16 protein-coding genes are annotated in these 18,014 nt (G+C 65.0%); 3 read left to right on the top strand and 13 right to left on the bottom strand.

The window, feature by feature from the left end:
• Window positions 1-38 precede the first annotated feature (38 nt).
• Together OVA12_RS03985 and OVA12_RS03980 are read left to right on the top strand one after the other, a co-directional pair.
• Window positions 39-1,148, top strand: a complete 1,110-nt coding sequence (locus OVA12_RS03985; RefSeq protein WP_268134706.1) for a mandelate racemase/muconate lactonizing enzyme family protein — start codon at window positions 39-41, stop codon at window positions 1,146-1,148.
• Window positions 1,148-2,638 (top strand): aldehyde dehydrogenase family protein, encoded by a 1,491-nt coding sequence (locus OVA12_RS03980; RefSeq protein WP_268134704.1) that lies wholly within the window; start codon window positions 1,148-1,150, stop codon window positions 2,636-2,638. The genes OVA12_RS03985 and OVA12_RS03980 overlap by 1 nt, the downstream gene beginning before the upstream one ends.
• Window positions 2,639-2,688: 50 nt before the next feature.
• Here the strand turns inward: OVA12_RS03980 and OVA12_RS03975 are convergent, their stop codons facing one another.
• The 9 genes from OVA12_RS03975 to OVA12_RS03935 form a co-directional block, all read right to left on the bottom strand.
• Window positions 2,689-2,979 carry a type II toxin-antitoxin system RelE family toxin gene (locus OVA12_RS03975; protein ID WP_268134702.1) on the bottom strand — a complete coding sequence of 97 codons (291 nt, stop codon included), beginning with the start codon at window positions 2,977-2,979 and terminating at the stop codon, window positions 2,689-2,691.
• A complete protein-coding gene (locus OVA12_RS03970) occupies window positions 2,969-3,217 on the bottom strand; it encodes a type II toxin-antitoxin system Phd/YefM family antitoxin (protein ID WP_268134700.1) in 249 nt (82 codons plus the stop codon). The genes OVA12_RS03975 and OVA12_RS03970 overlap by 11 nt, the downstream gene beginning before the upstream one ends.
• Window positions 3,218-3,319: 102 nt before the next feature.
• Window positions 3,320-4,930, bottom strand: a complete 1,611-nt coding sequence (locus OVA12_RS03965) for a GMC family oxidoreductase (protein ID WP_268134698.1) — start codon at window positions 4,928-4,930, stop codon at window positions 3,320-3,322.
• 138 nt (window positions 4,931-5,068) lie between these two features.
• Window positions 5,069-6,577 carry an FGGY-family carbohydrate kinase gene (locus OVA12_RS03960; protein ID WP_268134696.1) on the bottom strand — a complete coding sequence of 503 codons (1,509 nt, stop codon included), beginning with the start codon at window positions 6,575-6,577 and terminating at the stop codon, window positions 5,069-5,071.
• Window positions 6,558-7,400, bottom strand: a complete 843-nt coding sequence (locus tag OVA12_RS03955; RefSeq protein WP_268134694.1) for a class I fructose-bisphosphate aldolase — start codon at window positions 7,398-7,400, stop codon at window positions 6,558-6,560. Before OVA12_RS03955 ends, OVA12_RS03960 begins: the two co-directional genes overlap by 20 nt.
• Complete coding sequence (locus OVA12_RS03950) at window positions 7,391-9,133, bottom strand: glycerol-3-phosphate dehydrogenase/oxidase (protein ID WP_268134692.1); 1,743 nt, start codon at window positions 9,131-9,133, stop codon at window positions 7,391-7,393. The genes OVA12_RS03955 and OVA12_RS03950 overlap by 10 nt, the downstream gene beginning before the upstream one ends.
• 63 nt (window positions 9,134-9,196) lie before the next feature.
• Window positions 9,197-10,192, bottom strand: coding sequence for an aldo/keto reductase (locus OVA12_RS03945; RefSeq protein WP_268134690.1), 996 nt, complete (start codon window positions 10,190-10,192; stop codon window positions 9,197-9,199).
• Window positions 10,182-11,162 carry a sugar-binding transcriptional regulator gene (locus OVA12_RS03940; RefSeq protein WP_268134688.1) on the bottom strand — a complete coding sequence of 327 codons (981 nt, stop codon included), beginning with the start codon at window positions 11,160-11,162 and terminating at the stop codon, window positions 10,182-10,184. The genes OVA12_RS03945 and OVA12_RS03940 overlap by 11 nt, the downstream gene beginning before the upstream one ends.
• Before the next feature lie 21 nt (window positions 11,163-11,183).
• A complete protein-coding gene (locus OVA12_RS03935) occupies window positions 11,184-12,164 on the bottom strand; it encodes an ABC transporter permease (RefSeq protein WP_268136999.1) in 981 nt (326 codons plus the stop codon).
• Here OVA12_RS03935 and OVA12_RS23945 point away from each other — a divergent pair.
• Complete coding sequence (locus OVA12_RS23945; RefSeq protein WP_442793806.1) at window positions 12,106-12,240, top strand: twin-arginine translocation signal domain-containing protein; 135 nt, start codon at window positions 12,106-12,108, stop codon at window positions 12,238-12,240. The genes OVA12_RS03935 and OVA12_RS23945 overlap by 59 nt on opposite strands.
• Here the strand turns inward: OVA12_RS23945 and OVA12_RS03930 are convergent.
• The 4 genes from OVA12_RS03930 to OVA12_RS03915 all read right to left on the bottom strand — a co-directional run bounded on the left by OVA12_RS03930 (window position 12,194) and on the right by OVA12_RS03915 (window position 17,968).
• Window positions 12,194-13,714, bottom strand: coding sequence for a sugar ABC transporter ATP-binding protein (locus tag OVA12_RS03930; RefSeq protein WP_268134686.1), 1,521 nt, complete (start codon window positions 13,712-13,714; stop codon window positions 12,194-12,196). The genes OVA12_RS23945 and OVA12_RS03930 overlap by 47 nt on opposite strands.
• 126 nt (window positions 13,715-13,840) lie before the next feature.
• Window positions 13,841-14,860, bottom strand: a complete 1,020-nt coding sequence (locus OVA12_RS03925; RefSeq protein ID WP_268134684.1) for a substrate-binding domain-containing protein — start codon at window positions 14,858-14,860, stop codon at window positions 13,841-13,843.
• A gap of 295 nt (window positions 14,861-15,155) precedes the next feature.
• Window positions 15,156-16,598, bottom strand: coding sequence for a glutamine synthetase family protein (locus OVA12_RS03920; protein ID WP_268134682.1), 1,443 nt, complete (start codon window positions 16,596-16,598; stop codon window positions 15,156-15,158).
• Complete coding sequence (locus OVA12_RS03915) at window positions 16,595-17,968, bottom strand: aspartate aminotransferase family protein (RefSeq protein WP_268134680.1); 1,374 nt, start codon at window positions 17,966-17,968, stop codon at window positions 16,595-16,597. The genes OVA12_RS03920 and OVA12_RS03915 overlap by 4 nt, the downstream gene beginning before the upstream one ends.
• Window positions 17,969-18,014: the final 46 nt, after the last annotated feature.

Raw genomic sequence — 18,014 nt, 5'->3', positions numbered from 1 at the left:
GGCCGCCCCCAGGCCAAAGCCCGTCGAGAGTTGACCCCATGAAAATCAAGGCGATCGAAACGTTCACCAACGAATTCGTCTGCTTCGTCCGAGTGACGTCGGAGACCGGCGCCCAGGGATGGGGCCAGGTCGCACCCTATTACGCCGATATCACGGCACAGGTGGTGCATCGGCAGGTCGCCCCTTACGCGCTGGGCCAGGACGCTTTCGACATCGCCCATCTGATGCAGATCATCCCAGAGAGGGAGCACAAGTTCCCCGGCTCCTACCTGCGCCGGGCAATGGGCGGGCTCGACACGGCGCTCTATGACCTGCGCGGCAAGCTGGAGGGCAAGCCGGTCTGCGAGCTGCTTGGCGGCACGCCTGGCAAGATTAGGGCCTATGCCTCGTCAATGAAGCGGGACATCACGCCCCAGCATGAGGCCAAGCGCCTGAAAAAGCTGCAGGACCAGTTCGGCTTTGATGCCTTCAAGTTCCGCATCGGGTCGGAGTGCGGCCATGACCGCGACGAGTGGCCGGGCCGGACCGAGGAGATTGTTCCGCTCATCCGCAAGACCTTCGCCGACGATACCAGCCTGCTGGTGGACGCCAACTCCTGCTATTCGCCCGCCAAGGCCATCGAGATCGGCCGGTTTCTGGAAGACAACGGCATCTCGCATTACGAGGAGCCCTGCCCCTACTGGCATTATGACCAGACGCGGCAGGTCACCGAGGCGCTGGATATTGATGTCACCGGTGGCGAGCAGGACTGTTCGCTGGTCGACTGGCAGCGGATGATCGATGGCCGGGTGGTCGACATCATCCAGCCGGACGTGTGCTATCTTGGCGGCATGTGGCGGACCATGAAAGTGGCCGAGATGGCCCATGCCGCCGGCATCCCCTGCACGCCGCATGCAGCGAACTGGTCGCTGGTGACGCTGTTCACCATGCATTTGCTGCGCGCCATCCCCAACCCCGGGAAGTATCTCGAATTCTCCATCGAGGAAGCGGACTATTACCCGTGGCAGTACGGCCTGTTCTCCAACTCGCCCTATGACATTGTCGATGGCCATGCCACCGTGACGGACGCGCCCGGCTGGGGCATCGAGATCAATCCGGACTGGCTGGCGCGCTCCAGCTACCGGATCAGCGAACTGGGAGCGAAGTGATGTCTGGCTTGGAGGCACTGGCTGAAGAGGTCCTGCGCAGCGGAACGCTGGCCGGACTGCCGAAGGGACATTTCATCGACGGCCACTTCACCGCGCCCTCTGCCGGGCGGATGATGGAAAGCTTCGACCCGGGCCGGGGCGAGGCTTTTGCCGAATTTGCAGCGGGCACCGAGGCGGACGCCGATCAGGCGGTAGCGAGCGCGGCCAGGGCCTTTCCGAGCTGGCGCGACACAGTGCCGGCTGCGCGCGGACGCATCCTGCAGCGGGCCTCGCAGCTGATCCTGCAACACCTCGATCGTCTCGCCGTGACCGAAAGCCTCGACAGTGGCAAGCCGCTGCAGGAGGCTATCGGTGATGTGCGCGGCGCCGCGCGCACCTTCGAGTACTACGCCGGCGCCTGCGACAAGCTTCAGGGCGACAGCTTTCCGCTCGGGCCTGACTATCTCGGCTATTCGATCCACGAGCCGGTGGGCGTGACCGCGCATGTCATTCCGTGGAACTATCCGCTCTCGACGGCGGCCCGAGGCATTGCTCCGGCACTGGCCGCCGGCTGCACCGTTGTCGCCAAGCCGGCAGAGCAGACGCCGTTCACCGCGCTGCTGCTGGCGGAGATCCTGCACGAGGCCGGAGTTCCCGCTGGCGTGTGCAACGTCATCACCGGAACGGGCGGTGAAATCGGGGCCGCACTGACGCGCCACCCGGGCGTCAATCACATCACCTTCACCGGTTCGGTGCCCACGGGCCAGACGGTGATGCGGACGGCCGCCGAGCACGTGACGCGTGTGGTTCTGGAACTGGGCGGCAAGTCGCCGGTGATCGTGCTGGACGATGCCGACCGGGACCAGGCGCTGGCCAATGTCATGGGCGCGATCTTCGAGAACGCCGGGCAGATCTGTTCGGCGGGCTCACGGCTGGTCATCCAGCGCGGCATCCACGCCGGATTTGTCGAGGATCTGGTGCGACGGGCGAGGGCTCTGCGCCTAGGCCACGGCTTGCGACGGCCAGACATGGGACCGGTGAACTCGGCCGCGCATCTTGGCAAGATCGCCGGTTTCGTCGACCGCGCCCGCGCTGCCGGGCTGGAGATTGCAACTGGCGGGGAAACGGCAACGGACCCGGAAACGGCCAAGGGCTGGTTCTACACGCCGACGATCATCGACCGGGCGAGCCCGCACGACGAAGTGGTGCGCGAGGAGATCTTCGGTCCGGTGCTGACGGTACAGGTGGCCGAAGATGAGGAGCATGCCCTGGCGCTGGCCAATGACTGCCAGTACGGCCTCGTCGCCGGCGTGTTCACGCGCGACTTTGCCAAGGCGAACAGGCTCGCGCGCCGGATCGACGCCGGGCAGATCTACATCAACGAGTATTTCGCCGGCGGCATAGAGGTGCCCTTCGGCGGCACAAAACGCTCCGGATTCGGGCGCGAAAAGGGCCTTGAAGGGCTCCTGTCCTACTGCCGCACCCGCAGCATCACCGCGCGGATCGGGTGAGGCGCTCGCAAGCGGCTTCAACAGAGGGATCCAGCCTTGCGCCCGGGCCCTCACTCCCCCTTGCGGCGGGCGGCGATCTTGTAGACCTCGTTGCGTTCACGCTTGCCGACAGCCACAACGAGGACCAGAAGCTGGCTGTCACGAACCTCATAGACCAGCCGATAGCCCGCACTGCGTAACTTGATCTTGTAACGGTCGCTGGCGCCATGCAGACGAGCCGAGGGGACCTTCGGGTTCTGCAGTCTGTCCGCAAGCCGGGCCTTGAACTGATCCCGGATAGTGTTGTCGAGCTTGCGCCATTCCTTCAGGGCTTCGTCCAGAAAGGCGAGCTCATAGGTCATCCAGCGTCACCTTATGGATGGCCTGGTCCGCCCGCGCATCCGCGATAGCATTCAACTCCAGATCCTCAAGACGCTCCAGAATGGCCTCATAGGTCTTTGCCGGAATGCAATAGAACGCGGGTTCGTTGCGGTTGAGGATCGCAACGGGAAAGCCTTCACCAGCTGCAACGGTTCCCATCGGGTTCTTCTTCAGCTCCGAGATGCTGGCTGTGGTCGATGCATGAATGTGATGCGCCATTTCGAGCCTCCTTGAGTGGTCTCTAAATAGCACCCGAAACAGGTCTTTTCAATCAAGGCGACCGTTACGCGCTGAAGCGAAGAAGCCTCCGGAAATCTCACCTCACCCGGCCTTGATCATGTCCGCGGCTTTTTCGGCGATCATGACGACCGGGGAGGCGGTGTTGCCGGAGACGATCTTCGGCATGATCGAGGCGTCGACGATGCGCAAGCCGGAGAGGCCGTTGAAGCGCAGCTTCGGGTCGACGACGGCGGCCGGATCCGTGCCCATGCGGCAGGTGCCGACGGGATGGAAGATGGTGGTGGCGATGTTGCCGGCGGCGGAGAGGATCTCGTCGTCGGTGCCGACGGCCGGTCCTGGCAGCAGTTCTTCAGGGCGGTAAGGGGCAAGCGCCTTGGCCGACATGATCTGCCGGGCCTGACGGATCGAGCGCACGGCCACGTCCCGGTCATTGGCGGTGGAGAGATAGTTGAGCCGGATATCGGGCTGACGGGCCGGGTCGGCGGTTGCGATGTGGCAGGTGCCGACGCTGTCGGGCCTGAGGTTGCAGACCGAGACCGTGATGGCCGGGAAGGGATGCAGCGGATCGCCGAGCTTGTCGGTGGAGAGCGGCTGCACGTGATATTCGAGATCCGGCGTTTCCAGCGACGGATCGGAGCGGGTGAACATGCCGAACTGGCTCGGCGCCATGCTCATCGGTCCGCTGCGCGCGGCAAGATACTGCAGCCCGATCCAGGCCTTGCCGGCAAGGCTGTTGGCCAGGGTGTTGAGCGTGCGCGCGCCATGGACCTTGAACACGGTGCGGATCTGCAGATGGTCCTCCAGGTTCTTGCCGACGCCGGGGGCGGCATGGGTGACGGGGATGCCGAGCGGGCGAAGCACGTCCGGATCGCCGATGCCGGAGAGTTCCAGCACCTTGGGTGTGTTGATCGCACCGGCGGCGAGGATGACCTCGCGGCCGGCCTGCACGACATGCGCCCTGCCCTTGTGGCGGAAGCGAAGGCCGGTGACGCGGGTGCCGTCCAGCAGCAGGCGCTCGACCTCGGCGTGGGTGATGAGGGTGAGATTGCTGCGCTTCAGCGCCGGGCGCAGGAAGCCCTTGGCCGTGTTCCAGCGCACGCCCTTGTTCTGGTTGACCTCGAAGAAGCCGGTGCCCTCGTTGGAGCCGTCGTTGAAATCCTCGCGCGGATGGATGCCGAACTCGGCAGCGCCCTGCTGCACCGCCTTGAGGATGTCCCAGGTGAGCCGCTGGCGCGAGACCTTCCATTCGCCGCCGGACCCGTGCAGGTCGGTCCGGCCGGCGTGATGGTCCTCGGACTTGAGGAAATAGGGCAGCACGTCATCCCAGGCCCAGCCGGGATTTCCCAGCTGGCGCCAGTGGTCATAGTCGGCCGCCTGGCCGCGCATGTAGATCATGCCGTTGACGGAGGTGCAGCCGCCCAGAACCTTGCCGCGCGGATAGGCAAGGCTGCGGCCATTGAGGCCGGGCTCCGACGCCGTGCGCATCATCCAGTCGGTGCGCGGGTTGCCGATGCAATAGAGGTATCCGACCGGGATGTGGATCCAGTGGTAATTGTCCGAGCCGCCGGCCTCCAGCAGGAGGACACGGCTCTTGCCGTCCTCGGTGAGGCGGTTGGCGAGAACGCAGCCCGCCGTGCCTGCACCGACGATGATGTAGTCAAAGGAACCGCCAAGGGCCTCGGCCTGGGTCATGATCGTCCATCCGGTCTGTTGCCGCCAAGGGAGCAAACGGCGGCCCTGCCCGGCCCGCAGGCGTGCGGGCAGGGGCCGGTCCGGCGCAAGGCTCCGGGCGTTGGTCCCCGGGGAAAGCCCCGGGGATGTCTGTCTGGGTCAGGGTGCCGTCCAGAACGGTTTCAGGGCTGCGACCAGCGCCTGGAACCGCTGATAGCGGCGGTCGTAATGGGCCGACATGGCCGGATCCGGCGTGAAGCTGGCCTTCGGCCGGGTCATGGCGGCAACGCCGTCCTCGTAGGTGGCAAAGACCCCTGCCCCGACGCCCGCGCCGATGGCCGCCCCAAGAGCGCCGGTCTCGCGGGCCTCGGCCACGGTCAGCGGCACGCCGAGCCCGTCGGCAAACATCTGCGGCCAGACGGGACTGCGCGAGCCACCGCCCGAGAGGACGGCAGACCCGAAGCGGACGCCGGCATCGCGCAGCACCTCGATGTGACGGCGATGCTCGAACATCACGCCCTCGAACAGGGCGCGGAGCACATGCCCCTCGCCATGCCAGCCGGCGAGCCCGAAGAAGCCGGCGCGGTAGCCTGCCCCCTGACCGGAGCCGTAAAGGAACGGCAGGAACATCGGATCATCTTCCGCCGGCGTGACGGCGGCGATCAGGTCGTTGCAGTGGCCAAAGGGATCGTCATGGTGGTGGCCGCGTTCGACGAAGCTGCGCACGTACCATTCGAGATTGGCGGCCGAAGTGGCGCTGGACTCGATGTTGATGAAGCGGCTCGGGCCGAAGGCGGTGACCATGAAGACAGTGTCATCGACGACGGGCGCGGCGGAAAAGACCTGGTTGATCGACCAGGTGCCGGCGATGATCGACGCCTCGCCGGCATTGACGACGCCGGAGCCGAGCGCGCTGGAGACCACGTCAAAGTAGCCGCCCACCACAGGCGTGCCCTCGGCAAGGCCTGTAACAGCGGCAGCTTCTGCCGTCACCCGGCCGGCAACCGCGGCCGGATCGACCAGGCGCGGCAGCAGGCCCTCCGCGTCGTCCAGCCCGTAGAGCGCCAGGAGATCGCGGTCATAGACAGCCTCCGGCAGACGCAGGAGGCCGCAGCCGGACATGTCCGAGATGTCGCTGGTGCGATCCCCCGTGAGGCGGAAGTTGATGAAGTCCTTGCACAGCATCAGCGTCGCGGCGCGGGCGTAGAGCTCCGGCCTGTGCTGCTTGATCCAGGCCAGCAGGACCGGGGTCTGCGACGGCCATGGCTTCTGCAGGCAGAGCCGGTGCAGCGCATCGCCGTTGGCAGCAGACAGGCTCGCCGACAGGCCGGCCGCCCGGGTGTCGAGCGACTGGATGCCGACGACCGGCTCGCCGGCCGCGTCGACCAGATAGAGCCCGTTGCCGTGACCGGCGCAGCCAATCGCGGCGATGCGGCGGGGATCGATCCCCGCCATCTCGATGGTCTTGCGAATGGCAACCTGGGCCGTGGCCCAGAGTTCGTTCAGATCGCGCTCGGCATGGCCGGGCGCCGGGATCGACGAGGTGCCGTCGATCGCATGCATGGCGATCTGGCGTCCTTCCAGATCGAACAGCACGGCCTTGATGACCGTGTTGCCGGCATCAAGGCCGAGAAGATAGGTCGCCGCCTCAGCCACGGTTGTAGACATCCCAGGCTTCCTCGCCGTCCGCGCCCTGATGGATGATCGCCATCAGCGCCGAGACGACGGCTTTCGGGTTGGCATGCTGGTAGATGTTGCGGCCATAGACCATGCCCTGCGCGCCCTGGCGCATCAGCGCGGCCGACTTCGCCAGCACCACCTTCAGGTCTTCCTTGCCACCGCCACGCACGAGCACCGGCACGCGGGCAGCCTCAATGACACGGTGGAAGTCTTCCGGGTTCTCGGTCGGGTCCGCCTTGATGATGTCCGCTCCCATTTCACTGGCCAGACGGACGAGCGGCACGATCTTCTCCACGTCACCATCCACCTGATAGCCACCGCGCACGTCATTGGGCAGCATCACCAGCGGCTCGATCATGAGCGGCATGCCGTACTTCTGGCAATCGGCCCGGACGCGGGAAATGTTCTCGACGCACTGGCGGAACAGCTCCGGCTCGTCCGGCAGCATGAACAGGTTCACCACGACGCAGGCCGCGTCCATCTCGAGCGCGCCGATGATCGGCTCGTGCCGGTTCTGCAGCATGGACCACATGACGCGGTGGCGCTGCGCATTGTAGGGATTGCCCATGTCGATGCGCATGACGAGGGCCGGCTTGTCGCGTTCCGGACGGCGCTGCAGGAGGTCGGCCTGGCCGTAGGCACACTGGATGGCATCCGGGCCAGCCTTGATCAAGGTGTCCATGACACCAGCCATATCTTCAAGGCCGACGAGGAAGGACGGCTCGTTGCAGACGCCGTGATCAATGGCAACGTCCAGACAGCCACCGTTGCGGAACAGCCGGTTCATCCGGGCCTTGTTGCTCACACGCATTCCTTGGTCCTCCTCAGGGATCTCTGGTCAAGTGTTTCGGCGCTGACGCCGTGATAGGTGGCAAGTTCATGCCGCAGGGCCTCGCATTCACGGCCGGTGCGGGCGGCCGACCAGCCGCGCTCGCGCGCCATGATCGCGCCGATGGCCTCGATCAACGCGCCGGAAATCCCGCCCGTGATGGCAAGCGCGGTGCGGCGCAAGACGAGATCCGACAGATGCAGCACATGTTCACCCTGCAGCAGCCAGACGATCTCGGCACCGGTCACGGGAACGCCATCTGCCAGCGGCGTGTCATCGGACCGCCCGGCCGCAAAGCGCAGGAAGGTGCGGGCCCGGGTGCCATAGGTACCGGCGAGATGGGCGGCACGGGCGGCATTTAGATTGAACTCGGCCTGAAGCGATCCGGCGAGCGTGGCACCAGACTTGGGAAAGTCTGCGCCGCCACCAATCGGCAGGTTGTGCGTACCGAGCCGCCGCGCGTGGCCGAGCTCGGCCAGCACCTGATCGGCCGCCTGTTCGGCGAAGGCGCGGAAGGTCGTCCACTTGCCGCCCACCATGCAGAACTGCGGTGGCCGACCGCTTTCAGTGCCAGCCAGACGCTTGGTGAAGTGACCGCGCGAAATGCGGCCGGTGAAGTCCTGGTCGCTGACCGGCAGCGGCCGGATGCCACTGTAGGAATAGAGGATGTCGGCCTCTGACAGGGGAATTCCGGGAAAGATCAGGCCAAGCGAATTGAGGATGTAGTCCCGCTCGTCCGCCTCGCAGCGCGTCCGCTCCGGCTTGTCGACCCGCAGATCCGTCGACCCGGCCAGCACATTGCCGAGATAGGGAAACACGATGCAGACGCGGCCGTCGCTGTTCTCGAAGTAGATCATGTGGCCGCCGAGCGCATCGCGCAGTGCCGCATTGCCGAGGATCAGATGCGAGCCTTTGGTGCCGCCGACCAGCGGCTTGCGCTGGGGATCCGGAGCGGCGAGCTGGTTGATCGCTTCGTCGAGCCACGCACCGGTGGCGTTGACGATCGCCTTTGCCTTGACGCTGAGCACCTCTCCGGTTTCGTGATCGGTCACATGGAAACCCTGGGGGCTCGATGACAGTTCGGCATAGTTCAGCGCGACGGAGGCCGCCGATGACGTTGCCGTGTCGAGAACAAGCTCAAGGCCGAGGCGCTCCGGGTGCGAGATCCAGGCGTCGTAGTAGGTGGCGGAGTATTTCAAGGACGGCAGCAGGGCCGGCCACTGGGCGAAGGTCGCGCGGGCCGAGCGGAAGCTGTGCCTGGGCAACAGGCGGCGCCGCCGCGTGACCAGATCATAAAGGGTGAGGCCAATGCGGATCGGCAGCGCGCCGCGGGCCGATGGCTTGCTCTTGCCGCCGAGAAACGTCTTGGCCGCGTTGAACAGTCCGGAAAACAGTGTCGTGATCGGGATCGTTGTCGGCAGCGGATGGACCATATGCGGCGCATTGCGCAGCAGGGCATCGCGCTCCTCAAGCGACTCCTTGACGAGATCGAACTCGCCGTTCTCCAGGTAGCGCAGGCCGCCGTGGATCATCCGTGACGGTGCGGCGCTGCAGCCAGAACAGAAATCGTTGCGCTCGACCAGCAGGACCTTCAGCCCCTGGAGCGCCAGTTCCCGGTAGACACCGAGGCCGTTGATGCCGCCGCCGACGACAAGCACGTCGAAGGCACCATCCGCCCGGACCCGATCAATCAGTTCCTGCCGTTGCGCAGACATGACTTCACCCTTCGCCGGACCATCCGGTCCGGCGTTCCCTGTGATTGACGTGGTGCCGTGCTGTCAGGCGTCGAGGCCGACCAGGTGGCGTTCGACAGCCTTGCTGATGGTTGCGACCTCATGCTCACGCAGGCGGATGCGGCCGGCAGCGGCGTTCTCTCGCGCCTGGGCGGCGTTGCGCGCGCCGCAAAGCGAGAAGGTGATGCCGGGCTGGCTGAGCGTCCAGGCGATGACGACCTGGGCCTTGGTTGCCGCGTGTGCTTCGGCGATCGGACCGATTTCTTGCATCAGTTCCGCAACCTTGACGCGGTTGGCCTGCGAGAAGCGCGGGTTGTCCTTGCGCTGATCGTCGCCGGTAAAAACGCGGTCAGGTCCGACGGTGCCGCTGAGCAACCCCAGGGCAAGCGACGAGTAGCTCAGCATGGCGACGTTGCTGCGGATGCAGACAGGCAGCAGCGACGTCTCGATGTCGCGCTTGACCATGCTGTACTCTTCCTGCAGCGCATCGAGCTGTCCGGCAGCGACATAGGCCTCGGCCTCGGCAACCGATGTGTTGCTGGCGCCGATTGCCCGGATCTTGCCCTGGCTCTTCAGGTCCTCCAGAGCCGCCATCGTCTCTGCGATGGGCGTGGTCGGGTCCTGCCAATGGGTGATGTAGAGATCGATATAGTCGGTGCCAAGCCGCTTCAGGCTTTGCTCGACCTCGTAGACGATGGCGTCGCGGCCGAGGTAGCGGTGCACCGGCTTGCCGTCATAGTCGAAGAAGTGGTTGCCCTTCTGGGTGTGCCAGACGAGGCCGCATTTGGTAGCGATCACGGCCTTGTCGCGGCGGCTCTTCAGCGCCTTGCCGACGATCTCCTCGGCAAGACCCTTGCCATAGGCCGGAGCGGTGTCGATGAGGGTGACGCCCTCGTCGAGCGAGACGGTGATGGCTTCGATGGCCGCAGCCTCGTCCGTGCCACCCCACATCCAGCCGCCGATGGCCCATGTGCCGAGACCGATGGCCGAGGCCTCGATGCCGGAGCTGCCGATCTGGCGCGTCAGCATTTCACGCGACATGCTTCATCCTTCCCATTTCCGCGAGAAGAGCGGACACCGCCTCCTCGTCCATGACCAATGAATTGATGAACTTGCCGTTCAGCATCGCCTGCACGGGACGCACTTTCTGCAGGCCCGCGGCAACGCCGATCACTTTCCGGCAGGAGCTGATTTCCGACGGGGACAGGGCCACCAGGCGGGAGTTCAGCTCATAGTCCGCAATGACGCCCGTCTCGCCAACGAGATGGGCCATGAATTCAGCGGCAACCCCGAGGCCGACCAGCATCTTGCGATCCGATTCTGGCAGCGGGTTGAGATCGTAATAACTTGACCCGAGCGGCTCGATCGAACCGATGCCGGTGAGCGCGACGGTGGCACTGCGCGCAAGGTCGAAGACTTCCTTGATGGGCGCCATGTTCTTGACCATGTCGCGCTGTGTCCGGCTTTCGGCAAACAGCGGGGCATGCACCAGCATGGCCTTGCCGCCGAGGCGTTCGGCCATCCGCGTCACCAGGTGGTTGACGTCGGTGTAGTACTTGCCCTGAACCCCGCCGGTCAGGGGCACGACAGTGATGTCGAGCTCCTGCTCGGGATTGAGGTTGTCCACCACGGCACTGACGGCCTTGCCGCCCGTGATGGCAAGCACGTCGCCATCACGCAGGCTTTCGAGCAGCAGATTGGCCGCAGCCAGGCCAACCTGCTTGAGCGTGGTCTCCGCATTGCCGGACACCGTGGGGGCGACGACGGCCGTGCCCAGCCCCGTCGCGCCGACCAGCTGGCTTTCCAGATCGGTCAGACGGGCAAACGGGCTTTCGATGCTGATCTTGACCATGCCGAGACGATGGCCCTGGGTGATCAGCCTGTTCACCTTCGAGGTGGACATGTTGAGTTTCTCAGCGATCTCGAACTGCTTCAGACCTTCCAGGAAGTGCAGCACGAGCACCGTGTGGATCTGCCGGGCCAGTTCAAAGTCGAGGTTGCGCTCAGCCATGGTCGTCGCTCCGCCTTGCCGTCACTTGCGGCTCTTGCCGAGATAGTGGTCGATCGTCACCGCGGTCAGCAAAATGGTGCCGCGGATGATGTCCTGCCAGTACACAGACACGTCGAGCAGGGCCAGGGAGCTGGAGACAACCGAGAGGAGCACCGCACCCAGGATCGCACCGAAGATGGTGCCGGAGCCGCCCTTGAGGCTCGCCCCGCCGATGACGGCTGCGGCGATGACGTTCAGTTCCATGCCGAGGCCGAAGGTGGGCTGGGCAGAGCCGAAGCGGGCCATGTAGATGACACCGGCAACACCGCACAGGGCCGAGCACAAGGTGGTCGTCAGGAACACCACGCGCTTGGTGCGGATGCCCGAATAGGCAGCGGCCTTCTCGTTCGAGCCGGTGTAGAACACCTTGCGGAACATGACCGTGCGGCGGAGCAGGAAGTCGAAGGCAATCACGACCACGACAAAGATCAGGATCACGAGCGGGATCGGGCCGATGGTGCCCTGGCCGATGAACTTGAATTCCGGCGGCAGGGAATAGAGGCCAAGCGGACGGCCACCTGTGAAGAGCAGGCAGATACCGCGGGCGATCACCATCACGGCCAGCGACACGATGAAGTGATGCAGACCGACACGGGTGACGAAGAAGCCCATGAAGGCACCGCAGGCCGTTGCCAGGCCAATGGCCATGGCGGAGGCCACCCAGGGATCAACCCCTTGCAGGAACAGCCAGCCGGCAACGACCATCGCCAGCGCCGTGACGGAGCCCACCGAGAGATCGATACCGCCGGAGATGAGCAGGATCGTCATGCCGACGACGACGATGCCTTCGACCGCAAAGGCCATCACCATGGCGCGGATATTGACCCAGGTCAGGAAGTAGGGCGAGGCAAAGGACATCACGACGAACATCGCGATGATGATGACGATGAGCCCCGTCTCACGCATGCGGAGAAGCTTCATCACCGGGTTGACCGCCGGGGCGGCCGTGGCCGGAGTGGCCATTTCCATGGTCTTCTGCACCTTGCCCTCCCTCAGGCTGTGGCTACTTGTCGTTCGTGCACCGCAGCGAGGTGCATAATGTTTTCTTCTGTCATGTCAGCGCCGGTCACTTCGCCGCTGATCTGTCCTTCGCGGATGACCAGGACGCGGTCGCAGACGCCGATCAGTTCCGGCAATTCCGAGGAGATCACGAGGATACCGACGCCGGAACGGGCGAGATCGCGCAAGATACGGTGGATCTCGGCCTTCGCGCCGACGTCAACGCCGCGGGTTGGCTCGTCCAGGAAGATCAGCCGCGGGTTGACTGACAGCATCTTGGCGATCGCCACCTTCTGCTGATTGCCCCCCGACAGCGAGGACACCGGATCCGCGAGCCCGCCACATTTGAGGTTGAGGCGACGGCCGAGCGTGCCGGCCTGGGTGTCTTCCCTGCCCCTGTCAATGATGCCGAAGCGGCTTGCGACCTGTTCCACCGCGAGAGCGGAGACGTTCGATGCGATCGACATGTCGAGGAACACGCCGTCGCCCTTGCGATCTTCGGACAGGTAGACCATGCCGGCGGCAATGCTGTCCTGGTAATGGCGCAGATTGAGTTGCTGGCCGCACAGGGAGACGGTTCCGGCGGCCTCACCCTCGAGACGGCAGATGCCCCGGACGATCTCGCTGCGGCCAGAGCCGATGAGACCGGCAAAGCCGAGAATCTCGCCGCGGCGCAGTTCGAAGGACACATCGGAGAATGTGCGGGCATCCGACAGGTTGGCGACCTTGAGGACGACCTCGTCCGACTTTTCGTCCTCGCTCTGCTTGTCGGGATAGAGCGTGTCGAGCACACGCCCGACCATCGCGTTGACCACGTCACGCGGGCCGACCTCGGCCACGTTGTAGGTGCAGATCGACTGGCCGTCGCGCAGCACGGAGACCCGGTCGCAATGGTCGAAGATCTCCACCATCCGGTGCGAGATGTAGATGATGGCAATGCCACGCTCGGCAAGGCGATGCATGATCGCGAAAAGGGACTGTGCTTCCTTTTCCGTCAGCGCCGCTGTCGGTTCATCCAGGATGAGGACGCGGCAGTCGAGCGTCAGCGCCTTGGCGATCTCGACGAGCTGCTGGTTGGAAATCGACAGCTGGCTCACCAGCGTGGCCGGATCGATGTCAGTCAGTTCGCTGAGGATCTCGCGCGCCTTGCGCTGCAGGGCACGGTAATCCATCAGGAAGCGGCGGCTGGTGTTGGTGGCCGCCATGAAAATGTTCTCGGCAACGGACACGTCCGGGCACAGGGCGATTTCCTGGTGCACGAAGCCGATGCCCATCTCCTGGGCTTCCGTCGGCGAGGAAATGCGGACCGGCTTGCCGTCGAAGACGATCTCGCCGCTGTCGGGCTGAAGAATGCCGTCGATGATGTTCATCAAGGTCGACTTGCCAGCACCGTTCTCGCCGGCCAGGGCGTGGATCTCGCCGCGCCGCAGCTCGAAGTCGACACCGCGAAGGGCCTTGATGGCGCCGAAGGATTTTGCAACCCGGGAAATCCGCAGGATCACATCGTTGGTCATGGCTTCCTACCCTGACGCCGGTCTGCTGCCGGCTTTCGTCTGATTGAGCCACCGGCGGGAACTAGTGGGAGGCTCCCGCCGGTGTTCAGGTCCAGTGCCTGGACCAGACCTGATCAGGTGACCTGATCAGTACGGATCGCGGTTTGCCATGTAGGCTTCAAGATTGAAGCTGTCGGCGTTGTCCTTGGTGATGACCGCGAAGCCATTGTCGACGAACGGGATCTGGACCGGATTGTAGCCGGAGACCTTGTAGTCGTTGAACGGATCGAAGACTTCATCATGCGCTGCCAGGAACACGGCCATGAAGCCCATGAAGCCCTGCATGCCCTGGTTCGGGTTCAGCGCCATGTGGATGTTGCCGGCCTTGATGTGGTCAAGGGTGGTCGGGGTGATGTCGGCGTGCATGACCAGAACCTTGGCCTTGGCTTCCAGGATGGCCGTCACAGCGCCTTCAGCCGAACCGGCTTCCGGGATCCACATCGCGCTCAGGTTCGGGTTCGCCTGCAGGATTGCCGCCGTGGCGCGATAGGCCGCGGTGCCGTCCTGGTTGGTGGCCTGGCGACCGACGAGCTTCATGTCCGGATACTTGGCGGTCATGTAGTCGATGAAGGCGGTGACGCGCAGGTCATGGTTCGACTGGCCCGGGTTTTCCAGAACCGCGTACTCGCCCTTGCCGCCGACCTGCTTGACGATCTCGTCAGCTGCAAACTTGGCTTCAGCGACGTTGTCCGAGGTGATGTAGCCGGTGCGCTTGGACTTCGGAGAGTCGGCAGCGAAGGTCACGACGGCGGTGCCGGCGTCGATGGCGGCATTGATCGGCTCGATGAACGGATCAGCCTGCATCGGATGCAGCAGGATGCCGGCCGGCTTCGTCACGAGGTCCTGCTCGAAGGACGCAACCTGCTTGGTGATGTCGTATTCCGGCGTGCCGGAGAATGCGGTCTTGCAGCCGAAGGCCGCAGCAGCCTGCTTGAAGCCCTGGTAAACCGGCACCCAGTAAGGATGCGAGGACACCATGACGTTCATCATGTAGGTCTCACCGTCCTTGCAGCGCAGCGTGTCGGCGGCAGATGCCGGAGCCTGAGCAGCCAGGATGGTGGAAACGGCCAGCGACGCGACGGCCGCAGCAATCGAAACCCTCTTCATATGTTCCTCCCAAAGGCAAGCGGTCTCCTCACCGCCTGAAACCTGAAGCGAACCCTTCCCTCTCCGGGATATATTTCCAACCCCGCAAGAAAATTCGCAAGGCCAAACTAGGTCGACGGAAAAATCAGATCAACAATATTCTGAAAAAATATCATGCGCTGAAATTTATTGCATATCTGCATGAAGACACCCCGGAATCCACCAATTCCGGGGTGCAGGAAGGGTCGGACGCTCAACTGAAAAGCGCAGGCTGTGCACCTGCGCTTCCGTTATGCGGCTTAGAGATTCCCGTCTGTCAGACGCGCTCGAGATAGAGCTCGTAGTCGATGTCGGGGATTGTGCGGGCAACGCGCGCGTACTCCGCCGACTTGATGGCGGTGAAGGTGCGATGCAGATCATCGCCCAGAGCCTCGCGCAGGAAGGGCGAGGCCTTGGCCGCCTCGATGGCCGAACGCCAGTCGCGCGGCATGGCGGCAGAGGAACTGTGCACCGTCGAGGACACGGTGTCATAGCCGTTGCCTGTGGTTTCTGGCCCCGGGTCGATCTGGTTGCGCAAGCCATGGCGGATGCCGGCCAGCACGACGGTGGCAACGAGATAGGGATTGGCATCAACGCCGGAGGGCCGATGCTCGATGCGCCGGGCGGACGCCGCGCCCGCCGGCACGCGCAGGGCAACCGAGCGGTTGTTGACGCCCCAGCTGGTGGAAACCGGCGCATAGGACTGGCTGGAGAAGCGGCGCCAGCTGTTGGCATGGGGCGCAAACACCAGCATCGCATCGGCCATGGTGGCGCGCAGGCCGCCGATGGCATGCAGCAGCCGCTCGCTCCATGCGCCCTCGCTGGCCTCGGCGAAGACATTGCGGCCCTGCCCGTCCGCCAGCGAGACATGGAAATGCATGCCTGATCCGGCCTTGTCGCCGAAGGGCTTGGCCATGAAACAGGCAATGATGCCATGCCGCCGGGCCGCCAGGCGAACGATGCGCTTCAGCCGGATCAGGTCATCGGCCGCCTTCAGCACGTCGGTGCGGTAATGCAGGGTCAGCTCATACTGCCCCGGCGCATATTCGGAGATGACCGTCTCCGCCTTGATGCCGGCCTTGGCCGCAGCGGCATAGATCTCGGCAAACAGCGGCTCCATGCCGATCAGGGCATCGACGGAATAGACCTCCGTGGCGCTGGCTGGCCGCCCATCCAGCACGGCCGCCGCCGGCTGGACCTTGCCATCTGGCCCGCGCTCGCGCGCGAGCAGGAAGAATTCCAGCTCGAAGGCCCCGGCCGGATGCAGCCCTTCAGCCGCCAGCGCCTCGACCTGGGCCGCCAGCGCGTGACGGGGATCGGAGGTCATCGGCTTGCCGTCGAGCGTGTAGAGCGACAGCAGCACCTCGCCGCGCGGCGGATTGGTGCCGGCAAGGGCAACCAGACTGCCGGGAACGGGCCAGGCGCGCATGTCGCCGTCGCCCTGGTCCCAGACGAGACCGGTCTCGTCCACGTCCTCGCCGCAAATGTCGAGACCGAGAATGGAGACCGGCAGGTGCCGGCCGGACTTGTAGATCGGCAGCAGCTCGTGCCGGCGGATAATCTTGCCCCGGCCGACACCGTTGCAATCGGTCAATACCAGATCGAAGGCTTCGATCTCCGGATGGGCAAAGAGAAAGGACTCGACCTCGGCCAGCGTCGCGCCGGACGGGGACGCGCCATGAGAGGACGGGGCATGGTGAGAATGCGTGGTGGTGGTCATGCCATCATCTCTGCCGTGATCGCATCAAACGCGGCAACGAGCCGGTCGATCTGCGCATCGGTGGTCGCCGGGCTGACCAGCATCATGTTGTGGAACGGCGCAATCAGGCAGCCGCGATTGACCAAGGCCGAATGCAGCGCCTGTTCCAGCGCCGGCTTGTGCGCGGTGTAACTCTCGCTGCCATTGCGCAGCGGCGTTTCCTGGCAGATGAACTCCACCCGCGCGCCGACCCGCACCACATGCCAGGGCGCACCATGGCGCTGGATCGCATCGGCCAGACCGCTCGCCAGCCGCGCGGCACCAGCCTCCATGTGGGCGTAGTTCGCGGCGGTCATCACCTCGGACAGGGTCGCCCGCATGGCCGCGAACTGCAGCGGATTGGCCGAGAGCGTCGTGCCGATGCCCGAGAAGCCGGCCGGCCGCGCCGCGTCATAGGCGCGGTAGCGCGCGGCGACCGCCTCGCTCATGCCCCAGACGGCGGCCGGCAGGCCACCGGCCACCGGCTTGCCGAGGACGAAAAGATCAGGCTCCAGCCCGTGCGTGCGCGTGTAGCCGCCAAGGCCGGAAGAGACGGTGTGCGTCTCGTCGATGATGAGCAGCGCACCATGCTTGCGGGTGAGCGCCCTGAGCCCCACGTGGAAACCCGGATCGGGCAGCACCATGCAGGAATTGGTCATCACCGGCTCGGTGATGACGGCCGCCACATCCCCATGCGCCAGGGCCGCTTCCACCCCGGCGAGATCGTTGAACTCGGCAACGCGGGACGTCACGCCGAGATCCACCACCTGGCCGACCAGCCCGGGGCGGGCGACAGTCTTGCCGTCCACCTCGCGCACCATCGCGTCATCGACCGCACCATGGTAGCAGGCGGCGAAGAACAGGATCTTCGGCTTGCCCGTGACGGCGCGGGCCGCGCGCAGGGCAAAGCGGTTGGCATCCGAGGCGGTGGTGGCGATCTGCCAGACGAAGGGACCGAACATCTCGCGCAGGAGCCGGCCGACCTCCAGCGCATCCGGCGTCGGCAGCATGTAGGTGAGACCCCGCGCCGCCTGCGCCGCGATGGCCTCGGCCACCGGCGCGGGCGAATGGCCGAACATCGAGCCGGTGTCGCCAAGGCAGAAGTCGTCGAGCGTGTTGCCGTCGATGTCGGTGATCAGCGCGCCTCGCGCCTCGGAAACCAGCATCGGGAACGGCTGCGGCCAATCGCGCATCCACAGCATCGGCACGCCGCCAAGGAAGGCCTCGGCCCCCGAGGCGAGGGCTGCGATGGTCTTCGGCCGCCGGGCCGCAAACACCTCCGCCTCGCGCTGGCGGATTGCCTCGATACGCCCGGCGGGCACGCCGCCGATTACGTCTGCGGATGTCGTCATGATGCCTCTGGCACTGGCGCGGCGGCAGATGCCAGCGCGCCGTCTT

Origin of the sequence: Pannonibacter sp. SL95 (assembly GCF_026672425.1) — a bacterium.
Lineage (GTDB): Bacteria > Pseudomonadota > Alphaproteobacteria > Rhizobiales > Stappiaceae > Pannonibacter.
Note: the sequence above shows the minus strand (reverse complement) of the source record. Positions and strands in the feature narration are given on the sequence as shown.